The sequence below is a fragment of the Nonomuraea harbinensis genome (assembly GCF_019396385.1).
GTDB lineage: Bacteria > Actinomycetota > Actinomycetes > Streptosporangiales > Streptosporangiaceae > Nonomuraea > Nonomuraea ferruginea.
In genome coordinates this window covers 45,439-55,883 of the sequence record NZ_JAHKRN010000058.1, presented here as the reverse complement: position 1 = coordinate 55,883, position 10,445 = coordinate 45,439, and the positions used below count along the sequence as shown (strand labels likewise).

12 protein-coding genes are annotated in these 10,445 nt (G+C 72.0%); 3 read left to right on the top strand and 9 right to left on the bottom strand.

Annotated features, from left to right (window positions below; translation table 11 throughout):
* Positions 1–59: 59 nt before the first annotated feature.
* From KME79_RS38120 to KME79_RS38080, 9 genes are all read right to left on the bottom strand, one after another.
* Positions 60–1,484: an acyl-CoA carboxylase subunit beta gene (locus tag KME79_RS38120; protein WP_219550402.1), complete on the bottom strand. Its 1,425-nt coding sequence runs from the start codon at positions 1,482–1,484 to the stop codon at positions 60–62.
* Complete coding sequence (locus KME79_RS38115; RefSeq protein ID WP_148030186.1) at positions 1,485–2,717, bottom strand: beta-ketoacyl-[acyl-carrier-protein] synthase family protein; 1,233 nt, start codon at positions 2,715–2,717, stop codon at positions 1,485–1,487.
* 39 nt (positions 2,718–2,756) lie between these two features.
* Positions 2,757–2,996, bottom strand: a complete 240-nt coding sequence (locus tag KME79_RS38110) for an acyl carrier protein (protein WP_148030187.1) — start codon at positions 2,994–2,996, stop codon at positions 2,757–2,759.
* Positions 2,997–3,070: 74 nt separating this feature from the next.
* Positions 3,071–4,027, bottom strand: coding sequence for a beta-ketoacyl-ACP synthase III (locus KME79_RS38105; protein WP_148030188.1), 957 nt, complete (start codon positions 4,025–4,027; stop codon positions 3,071–3,073).
* Complete coding sequence (locus KME79_RS38100; protein WP_219550400.1) at positions 4,024–4,920, bottom strand: ACP S-malonyltransferase; 897 nt, start codon at positions 4,918–4,920, stop codon at positions 4,024–4,026. The genes KME79_RS38105 and KME79_RS38100 overlap by 4 nt, the downstream gene beginning before the upstream one ends.
* Positions 4,921–5,028: 108 nt before the next feature.
* Positions 5,029–6,147, bottom strand: coding sequence for a PucR family transcriptional regulator (locus KME79_RS38095; RefSeq protein WP_219550406.1), 1,119 nt, complete (start codon positions 6,145–6,147; stop codon positions 5,029–5,031).
* 70 nt (positions 6,148–6,217) lie between these two features.
* Positions 6,218–6,649, bottom strand: a complete 432-nt coding sequence (locus tag KME79_RS38090; protein WP_148030189.1) for a DUF350 domain-containing protein — start codon at positions 6,647–6,649, stop codon at positions 6,218–6,220.
* Positions 6,646–7,794 (bottom strand): glutathionylspermidine synthase family protein, encoded by a 1,149-nt coding sequence (locus tag KME79_RS38085; protein ID WP_219550398.1) that lies wholly within the window; start codon positions 7,792–7,794, stop codon positions 6,646–6,648. Before KME79_RS38085 ends, KME79_RS38090 begins: the two co-directional genes overlap by 4 nt.
* Positions 7,795–7,797: 3 nt before the next feature.
* A complete protein-coding gene (locus KME79_RS38080; protein ID WP_219550396.1) occupies positions 7,798–8,211 on the bottom strand; it encodes a hypothetical protein in 414 nt (137 codons plus the stop codon).
* A gap of 92 nt (positions 8,212–8,303) precedes the next feature.
* Between KME79_RS38080 and KME79_RS38075 the strand changes: the two genes are divergently transcribed.
* The 3 genes from KME79_RS38075 to KME79_RS38065 all read left to right on the top strand — a co-directional run bounded on the left by KME79_RS38075 (position 8,304) and on the right by KME79_RS38065 (position 10,397).
* Positions 8,304–9,323, top strand: coding sequence for a PHP domain-containing protein (locus KME79_RS38075; RefSeq protein ID WP_219550394.1), 1,020 nt, complete (start codon positions 8,304–8,306; stop codon positions 9,321–9,323).
* Between the two features lie 55 nt (positions 9,324–9,378).
* Positions 9,379–10,107 (top strand): helix-turn-helix transcriptional regulator, encoded by a 729-nt coding sequence (locus tag KME79_RS38070; protein ID WP_219550392.1) that lies wholly within the window; start codon positions 9,379–9,381, stop codon positions 10,105–10,107.
* A gap of 68 nt (positions 10,108–10,175) precedes the next feature.
* A complete protein-coding gene (locus KME79_RS38065) occupies positions 10,176–10,397 on the top strand; it encodes a VOC family protein (RefSeq protein WP_219550390.1) in 222 nt (73 codons plus the stop codon).
* Positions 10,398–10,445 lie beyond the last annotated feature (48 nt).

The following is a 10,445-nucleotide window of genomic DNA, read 5'->3' as shown; positions in this document are numbered from 1 at the left end:
CTGCGACGCGAAAGGGCCCCGCACCGGTCACGGTGCGGGGCCCCTTTTTCGTGCTTGGACTACAGCGGGATGTTCCCGTGCGCGCCCCTGGCGGGAGTGGCCTGGGCGAGGACCTTGGCGATCGCGCCGCGGGTCTCCTCCGGCTTGATCACCTCGTCGATGACGCCCAGCTCCTGCGCGCGGGTGAGCCCGCCCGCGAGCTTCTCGTGCTCCGCGGCCAGCCGGTGCTCCAGGTCGGCCCGCTCCTCCTCCGGCGCCGCCGCCAGCTCGCGCCGCTTGAGGATCCGCACCGCCGCCACCGGGCCCATGACCGCGATCTCGGCCGTCGGCCAGGCGAACACCTTGGTGGCGCCCAGCGAGCGGGAGTTCATCGCGATGTACGCGCCGCCGTAGGCCTTGCGCGTGACCAGCGTGACCCGTGGCACCGACGCCTCGGCGAACGCGTGCAGCAGCTTGGCGCCGCGGCGCACCACGCCGTCATGCTCCTGGCCGACGCCGGGCAGGTAGCCGGGCACGTCCACGACCACGACCAGCGGCACCCCGAAGGCGTCGCACATGCGGACGAACCGCGCCGCCTTCTCGGCGGAGGTGGCGTCGAGGCAGCCGCCCAGCCGCATCGGGTTGTTGGCGATCACGCCGACGGTGCGCCCGCCGAGCCGGCCCAGCGACGTGACGACGTTGGGCGCCCACTTCGGGTGGAGCTCGATGCCCGGCTCGTCCAGCAGGCCGTTGACCAGCGGCTTGACGTCGTAGGCGCGGCGCGCCGACTCCGGCAGCAGGCTGGAGAAGTCGACCTCCTCGATGCCGGCGGGACGGACCCGGCCCTGGTGGCCCAGGAGCATGGCCAGCTGGCGCGCCTTGAGCAGCGCCTCGGTCTCGGTCTTGGTGACGACGTGGACGACGCCGCTGCGCTTGCTGTGGGGCTCGACACCGCCCAGCGCGGCGCTGTCGACGTTCTCGCCGGTGACGCTGCGTACCACGTCGGGGCCGGTGACGAAGATGCGGCCCGAGTCGGCGAGGATCACCAGGTCGGTCAGCGCCGGCCCGTAGGCGGCGCCGCCGGCGGCCGCGCCGACCACGACCGAGATCTGCGGCACGATGCCGGACGCCTTCGTCATGGCCGCGAACACGCGGCCGACGGCGTGCAGCGACTCGGCGCCTTCGGCGAGTCGCGCACCGCCGGAATGCCAGATCCCGAGGATCGGCACCCGCTCACGGACGGCCACGTCGTAGGCGTGCACGATGTGCTCGCAGCCCTCGCTGCCCATCGCGCCGCCCTGGAAGCGGGCGTCACTGCAGAAGGCGACGACGGGAACACCCTCGACGCGGCCCATGGCGGCGAGCACGCCGCTCTTGTCCTGGGGAGTGATCAGCCGCAGCGAACCCTCGTCGAGGAGCGCGGCGAGTCGTACGACGGGGTCTCGGGGATCAGCAGGCTCCTGGTCGGCGCCTTCGGTGGGCACACGGTTGTCGAGCACGGTCATTTAAGCCCCCTTGAACACGACGGTCACGTTGTGGCCGCCGAAACCGAACGAGTTGTTGACCGCGGCGATGTCGCCTTCCGGCAGGGTGCGGTTCTCGCCGTGGACGAGATCCACCTCGATGCCGTCGTCGATGTCGTTGAGGTTGATGGTGGCGGGGACGATCCGCTCGTGGAGCGCCTTGACGGTGAAGACGGACTCGATGCCGCCCGCGCCGCCCAGGAGGTGACCCGTCATGGACTTGGTCGAGGTGACCAGCGGGTGGGTGCCGATGGCCTTGGCGACGGCCTGCACCTCGATGACGTCCCCGGCGGGGGTGGCGGTGGCGTGCGCGTTGACGTGCTTGACGTCCTGGCCCGTCAGATCGCCGTCGGTGAGAGCCTGGGTCATCGCCATGATGATGCCGCGGCCCTCGGGCTCGGGCTGGGTGATGTGGTGGGAGTCGGCCGAGTAGCCGACACCGGCGGCGTAGGCGTAGATGCGCGCGCCCCGCGCCCTGGCGAACTCCTCGCTCTCCAGCACCAGGATGCCCGCGCCCTCGCCGAGCACGAACCCGTCGCGCTCGCGGTCCCACGGCCGCGACGCCCCCTGCGGGTCGTCGTTGCGCGTGGACATGGCCCTGGCGGCGGCGAACGCCGCGATGTTGAGGCCGTGGATGGCGGCTTCGGTGCCGCCGGCGATCACCACGTCGGCCCGGCCGGCCCTGATCATGTCCATCGCGTAGCCGATGGCCTCGGCGCCGGAGGCGCAGGCGGACACGGTGGCGTGCACCCCGGCCTGGGCGCCCCGGTCGAGGCCGATCCAGGCGGCCGGCCCGTTGGGCATGAGCATCGGCACCGTGAAGGGCGACAGCCGGTTCCAGCCGCGCTCCTTGTAGGTGTCGTAGGCGGACAGGGTGGTGTTGATGCCGCCGATGCCGCTGGACACGACCACGCCGAGCCGCTCCGGCGCCACCTCGGGGGCGCCGGCGTCCTGCCAGGCCTCGCGGGCGGCGACCATGGCGAACTGCTCGCTGCGGTCGAGCCTGCGGGCCTCGGGCCGGGGCAGGACCTCGGCCGGGTCGACGGCGGCCGTCCCCGCGAACGTCACGGGGACGGTGTCGACCCAGTCTTCGGTGAGCGTCGCGACGCCCGACTGACCGGCGAGGAGCGCCGACCAGGAGGAAGTGGCGTCTCCACCGACGGGCGTCGTCGCGCCGAGCCCGGTGACGACGACACGTACCCGGTTTGCACTCACGTTCCGCACTCCTTGTCGATCAGCTGGTGTTGCCGGACTTCAGTTCTGGATGAAGGTGAGGACGTCCTTGACCGTCTTCAGGTTCTTGAGCTGGTCGTCGGGAATCTCGACGCCGAACTCGTCCTGGGCGGCCACGGCGATCTCGACCATGGACAGGGAGTCGATGTCGAGGTCGTCCACGAAGCTCTTCTCGGGGGTCACCTCAGAGGCCGGGATCCCGGTGATCTCGTTGATGATCTTGCCGAGGCCCTCGAGGATCTCCTGCTCGGTGGCAGCCATGTCGTTGGTTCTCCTTTGGTTTCCTGGGTTCTGCACGGACTGGCCGTGCAAGCTCTGAGAGATCGTACGGGGGACTAGGGGATCTCGATGACCTGGCCCGCGTACGTGAGGCCGGCGCCGAAGCCGAGGACGAGCGCGAGCTCGCCCGAGCGGACCTCGCCGCGCTCCAGCATGCGCGAGAGCGCGAGCGGGATCGAGGCGGCCGAGGTGTTGCCGGCGTGCACGATGTCACGGGCGACGACGGCCTTGTCGGCGCCCAGCTTGCGGGCGATGGCCTCGATGATGCGCAGGTTGGCCTGATGGGGGATGAAGGCGGACAGCTCGGACGGGTCGACGCCCGCGCGCTCGCACGCCTGCTTGGCGACCGGGTGGAGGGCGGTGGTGGCCCACCGGAACACGGTCTGACCCTCCTGGCGGAGGGAGCCGTGGCGGTCGGGGATCATGATGGCGTCGGACCTGTCGCCCGAGCTGCCCCAGACCACCGGGCCGATGCCCGGGGCGTCGGACGGGCCGACCACGGCCGCGCCCGCCCCGTCGGCGAAGATCACCGCGGTGGACCGGTCGGTCCAGTCGATCCACTGCGACAGCTTCTCCGCGCCGATGACCAGCACGTGCCTGGCCGAGCCCGCGCGGATGGCGTTGTCGGCGGTGGCGAGCGCGTAGCAGAAGCCCGCGCACGCGGCGTTCACGTCGAACGCGCCGGGCGCGTCGATGCCCAGCCGGTGCGCCACCACGGCGGCGGCGTTGGGGATCTGGCTCTCCAGCGTGCAGGTGGCCACGATCACCAGGTCGACGTCGGAGGCGGCCAGGCCGCTCGCCGCCAGAGCCTTGCCGCCCGCCTGGGCGGCCATGTCTTCCAGGCTCTCCGCGTCGCCGGCGACCCGGCGCTCCTTGATGCCGACGCGGGACTGGATCCACTCGTCGCTGGTGTCCATGGTCTTGGCCAGCTGCTCGTTGGAGACGATGGTGGAAGGCTGGTAGTGGCCGAGCGCCAGCAGCTTCGCCCCCGGCGCGGTTTCGAGGATCCTCACTTCATCAGCTCCCTGGCTGCGTCGAGGTCGTCGGGGGTCTTGAGCGCCACGGTCTCGACGCCGCGCAGCCCGCGCCTGGCCAGGCCGGTCAGCGTGCCGCCGGGCAGCAGCTCGATCATCCGGGTGACGCCCAGCTCGGCCATCGTGGCCATGCAGGCGTCCCAGCGCACGGGGTTGCTCACCTGGTCGACGAGGCGGCGCATGAGCTCACCGCCGCCCGCGACGGCGGCGCCGTCGGCGTTGGACAGCAGCGTGACCTCGGGGTCACCGGGCTCGATCTGGGCGGCGGCCTCGCGCAGCTGCTCGACGGCGGGGGCCATGTGGACGGTGTGGAAGGCGCCCGCGACCGACAGTGGGATCAGCCGGGCGCGCGCAGGAGGCTCGGCCTTCAGCGCGGCGAGCTGCTCGACGGTGCCGCCCGCGACGATCTGACCGGCGCCGTTGATGTTGGCGGGCGTCAGGCCGTGCTTGTCGAGCGCGGCCAGGACGTCGTCCTCGGCGCCGCCGAGCACCGCGGTCATGCCGGTCGCGGCGGTCGCCGCCGCCTTCGCCATGGCCTGCCCGCGCTCGCTGACCAGGGCGAGCGCCTGCTCCGGGGTCAGCACGCCGGCCAGCGCCGCGGTGGCGAACTCGCCGACGCTGTGGCCGGCCAGCACGTCGGGCGCCGCGCCGAGCACTTCGGCGGAGGCCAGGGCCGCGGCCACGAGCAGCGGCTGGGCGATGGCGGTGTCGCGGATCTCGTCGGCTCCCGCGACGGTGCCGCAGGCGATCAGGTCGATCCCGGCCACGTCGGACCAGGCGGCCAGCCGGTCCGCCACGCCGGGAAGCTCGAGCCACGGAGTGAGGAAACCTGGTGTTTGGGCGCCTTGGCCCGGCGCGACGAGTACAAGCACGAAGTCAACCATGCCCTGTAGAAGTCCGACACGCTGATGAAGATCTGCACACACTTTGTCCGGGGTGCTTTGTAGGAACCCCACAGTTCGGGTTTCGCTCCGGTTACGTTAAGGCCGCCAGGTTACGGCGCTTTCCGCGAGCCGGCCGAGGATGAGCCCGACCTGCAGCGTGAAGGCCGAACGGCCCTCGGTCGGCTGGTATCCGGTCAGTTCGGTGATCTTCTTGAGCCGGTAGCGCACCGTGTTCGGGTGCACGAACAGCAGCCGCGCGGTCGCCTCCAGCGAGGTGCCCTGCTCCAGGTACGTCGCGAGCGTGTCGAGCAGCGGGGTGCCGGCCAGCGGCAGGTAGACGTTCTCCACGAGCTGCTCCCTGGCGGCCTCGTCGCCGTCGAGCGCCCGCTCGGCGAGCAGGTCCTCGGCGTGCACCGGACGGGGCGCGTCGGGCCAGCCGGAGCTCGCCTTCAGCCCGGCCAGCGCGGCCCTGGCCGAGTTGGCGGCGGCGTGCAGGTCGTTCACCTCGGGCCCGATGACGATCGGGCCCTGGCCGAAGCGGGCCACGACCTGGCGGGCCGCGTCGTTGACGCTGCCCGCGCCGCCCACGATCACGATCAGCCGGTCGGCCTGCACCCCGGCGAGCAGCTCCATGCCGATGCGGCGGCCCCGCTCGCGCAGCCCGTCGATCACCTCGCGCGGGTCGCCGTCGGGCGCGTGACCGGCGATCACGACCACGGGGGAGGACGTCCAGCCGAGCGCGGCGGCCCACGAATGGAGTCCGTCGTCGACCTCGCCGCGCACCAGGGCGTCCACGATCAGCGCTTCCAGCCGGGCGTCCCACGCCCCCCTGGCCTCGGCCTCGCGAGCGTAGACGTGCGCCGCCGCGAACGCCACGTCGCGGGTGTAGCGGAGCATGGCCTGCTCCAGCTGCTCCTCGCCGCCGGGCGCGGCCAGCTGGTCGACCTGTGCCTCCACCACCTCCACCACGACCCGGACGATGTCGACGGTCTGCTGCAGCGAGATCGAGCGCTTCAGCTCGCGCGGAGCGGTGCCGAAGAACTCGATGCTGGGTGTCGGGCGGTCCTCGCCGGCGTACTGGAACCACTCCACGAACGCGGCGATGCCCGCCTGGGCCACCAGCCCCACCCACGAGCGGTCCTCGGCGCTGAGCGCGCGGAACCAGGGCAGCTGCTCGTCCATCCGGGCCATGGCGGCCGTGCCGAGCGCGCCCATGGCCCGCTCAAGCCTGCGAGTGGTGTCCTCCCGGGTCCGGTCTGTCACGCTCCTAGAGTGCCAGGTCCCGTCAGATGACCGCGACGGCGGTGATCAGGCCGATCGCGACGTGCGTGACCGCCAGCAGCCTGGCGCCCGGCTGCAGCTCCGGCTCCTTGACCAGATCGCGCACCGAGATGCCCGCCACCCGGTCGAACAGCAGCATCGCCAGCGTCTGCACCACGATGCCGACCAGGCCGAACACGGCGGTGCCCGCCAGCCCCTCGGCCAGCCGCCCGCCGGACGACCAGATCGAGGCCGCGACGATGAGCCCCACGGCGGCCATCGCCGAGGAGGCCAGCAGCGTGGCGTTCGGGTTGCGCTGGCTGCGGATGACCTCGCTCAGCCGGCCCGGGGTCGCCAGGTCGATCACGTAGAAGCCGACGATCATCAGGATGACGCCGACGGCCGCGTAGGAGGCGATGGCGCCCGCGCCACGCAGAAGGGTCTCCAGCAGAGTCATGTGAGCTCGATTCGGTGAGGTACGAAGGACGAGGTGTCGTCGGTGATCAGGCCGGTGGTCTCCCGGATGCCCAGCCCGGCCGCCTCGTCGCCGATCACCCAGGCGCCGAGCACCGGCCGCTGGCCGCCGAAGTCGGGCAGGGCCTCGAAGCCCTGGAAGACGTATCCCTCCCGGCCGTAGGAGCCCGCTGTCTCCTGGGTGTGGGCCGGGGTGACTATCCGCATCGAGGCGCCCTCACGGCCGAGCAGCGGCTTGGCGATGTAGGACTCCAGCTCGCGCGGGCCGTCGAGGTAGGCGGGCAGCAGGCTGGGGTGACCGGGGTACAGCTCCCACAGCACGGCCAGCAGCGCCTTGTTGGACAGCAGCGCCTTCCACAGCGGCTCGATCCAGGTGGAGTGGCGCACCGCGTGGCGGCCGAACGGCTCCGACAGCATCCACTCCCACGGGTAGAGCTTGAAGACGGAGCGGATCATCTCCTCGTCCATGTCGACGAAGCGCCGGTTGAGCGCGTCCCAGCCGATGTCCTCCATGGCGACGGCGACCGTGCGCAGGCCCGCCTGTTCGGCGGTCTCCTGGAGGTAGGCCAGGGTCATGGCCTCCTCGCCCGTCTCGTCCATGTTGGTCCAGGCGAAGTGGGTGGCGCCGGCCGGCAGCGGCATCTCGCGCCACCGGTCGATGAGCCGCTCGTGGATGGAGTTCCACTGGTCGTCGCCGGGGTGGGCGTCCTTCAGCCAGAACCACTGGATCACCGACGACTCCAGCAGCGAGGTCGGCGTGTCGGCGTTGTACTCCAGCAGCTTGGCCGGGCCGGTGCCGTCGTAGCGCAGGTCGAACCGGGCGTACAGGTGGGCGTCGCGCCGCTCCCACGACCGGGCCACGTCGTCGGCGGCCCACTCGGGGATGGCGAAGTCGGCGAAGCGCCCGGTCTCGACCACGTGCCCGGCGGCACGCAGGCACATCTCGTGCAGCTCCTCGACCTGCTCCTCCAGCGACTCCACCTCCGCCATGGAGAAGACGTAGTGGACCGACTCGTCCCAGTAGGGCCTGCTGAGGCCCTCGGGGTGGGCCGCCCGGTGGTAGGCCAGGCCCTGGCCCTCGATGGTCTTCTCCCAGCCCTCGCGGGGGGCGCCGTGCTCGCGCCGCACCGCTCAGCCCCCGCCGGTGCGGGAGCTGCCGAAGCCGCCCCGCTGGATCGAGCGCCCGTCGCGGCTGGTGATGGTGGCGTCGGCGGGGCGGAGCGTGGTGCCGCTGCGCACCCGCTGCCCCACCCTGGTGCCGCCGTAGTACCAGTGATAGGCCGCCCGGGAGCCGCCGTAGTAGTGGGTGCTGCCGTTGTCGTCGTCGCAGTAATAGTCCTCGACCACCATGTAGGAGCCGTCGTCGGCCCGCTGACTGGTGTCGACGCAGTCGGCGGTGACGTCCTCGGCGTTGGAGGTGGCCGCGCAGTAGCCGACCACCATCACCGACACGACGCCGATGACGGTGAGTGTCACGACGTTGGACGACTTCTTCTTGGGGGGCGGCTTGCCGGGGGTGGCGGCGTGGTGCGGCGTCTGGGCCATCTAGCTCCTGCTCTCTTGCGGTCGGAAAGCCTAGCGGGGCCACGCCCGGCCGTACAATTCCCCGTCGGGCCGCTTCTGGTAGGGATGAACGTATGGAACCGGTCGAGGCGTTCCGGGAGATCGCCTTTCTCCTGGAACGCGCTGGTGAGCCCGCCTACCGGGTGCGCGCCTTCCGCCGCGCCGCCTCCGTCGTCACGGAGCTGCCGCGCGAGGAGCTGGTACGGCGCGCGCGGTCCGGCGGCCTGGCCGAGCTGCCCGGCATCGGCAAGGTGACCGCCCTGGTCATCAGTGAGGCGCTCGACGGGCAGGTCCCGACCTATCTGCGCAGGCTGCGCGCGACGGAGGGCGCCGACCTGGGGGAGGAGGCCGCCGGGCTGCGCGCCGCGCTCAAGGGCGACCTGCACAGCCATTCCGACTGGTCCGACGGCGGCTCGCCCATCGAGGAGATGGCCGAGGCGGCCCGCGCGCTCGGCCACGACTATCTGGCGCTGACCGACCACTCGCCGCGCCTGACCATCGCCCGCGGCCTGCCGCCGGCCCGGCTGCGCGAGCAGCTCGACGTGGTCGCCGAGCTCAACCGCCGGCTCTCCCCGTTCAGGATCCTCACCGGCATCGAGGTCGACATCAACCTCGACGGCAGCCTCGACCAGGAGCCCGAGCTGCTCGGCCGGCTCGACGTGGTGGTCGCGAGCGTCCACTCCAAGCTCCGCATGGATCGTGAGGAGATGACCCGCAGGATGGTCACCGCGATCGCGAACCCGCACGTCGACGTGCTCGGCCACTGCACCGGCCGGGTCGTGCGCGCGGGCGGGGAGCGCGGCGCGCGCAGGCCCGAGTCGGAGTTCGACGCCGAGCTGGTCTTCGAGGCGTGCCGCCGGTTCGGCGTGGCCGTCGAGATCAACTCCAGGCCCGACCGGCTCGACCCGCCCAAGCGGCTGCTGCGCCAGGCGTACGAGCAGGGTTGCGTGTTCGCGATCGACTCCGACGCGCACGCGCCCGGCCAGCTCGACTGGCAGCGGTTCGGCTGTGAGCGGGCCGCGCAGTGCGGTGTCGGGCCGGACCGGATCGTCAACACCTGGCCCGCGGACGAGCTCCTGGAGTGGGCCCGCTGACGCGGAAACCCCGGCGGGCAAGGGATTGTCGGTGCCGGAGCGTACCGTCACAAGGGTGAACCGCACCGACCGGCTCTACGCGCTCGTCGAGGACCTGCGCGCCATCTCACCGCGCTCGCGTTCGGCCCGCGAGCTCGCCGCGCGGTTCGAGGTGAGCGTGCGCACCATCGAGCGCGACATCACCGCGCTGCAGCAGTCCGGGGTGCCCATCTACGCCGAGCCGGGCCGCAGGGGCGGCTACGCGATCGACAAGAAGATGTCCCTGCCCCCGCTCAACTTCACCCCCGCCGAGGCGGTGGCCATCGCGGTGGCCCTCAGCCGGGCCGGTGACCAGCCGTTCGGCCGCCAGGCCCGCAGCGCGTTACGCAAGGTCGTGGCCGCCATGCCGGGCCGCGAGGGCGAGCTGGCCCGGGAGCTGGCCCGCCGCGTCATGCACGTCGCCGAGCCGCCGGAGCCCGGCGGCCCGGCCCGCCCGCTCGGCGCCGAGGGCGTCTCCCGCGCCATCGAGGAGGCCCTGCTGCGCCGCAGGGTGCTGCGCCTCGACTACGCCGACGCCAAGGGCGCGCTGACCTCCCGCGACGTGGAGCCGGGCGTCTTCCTCGGCGGTCGCGGCGGGTTCTGGTATCTCGTGGCGTGGTGCCGGCTCCGCGACGACGTGCGCGTCTTCCGCCTCGACCGCATCGTCGGCGCCGCCGTCTCGGCCGAGCGCTGCCCCGACCGGCCGGTGGAGGGCTTCGCCGCCGACGTGCCCGAGATGATCGTCCACGGCACTCTTCTCGATTAGGAGTTCGAAAACACCGACATAGGGTTGTCGCCCGAGCGCCACATTCTTGTTCTCGTCCGGAAAGTGACATGAGGAGATGGGATGAGCGAGAACACGGTGGCCTGGTTCGAGGTGCCTCCCACGCCGTCTTCCAGGTCCTCGTGGGCGACGTCGAGGAGACCTGCGGGCGGGTCGAGGCGCTCGGCGGCAAGGTGGTGCACAAGGTGATCGACGACGGCACCGGCACCGACCTCGCCTGCGTGCACGACACCTCGGGCAACCTGTTCGGCGTCTTCCACCGGCGAAACTGATCGTCGTGGGCCCGGCGTACGCCTTCCCCGCGAAGCCCGGGCCCGCGT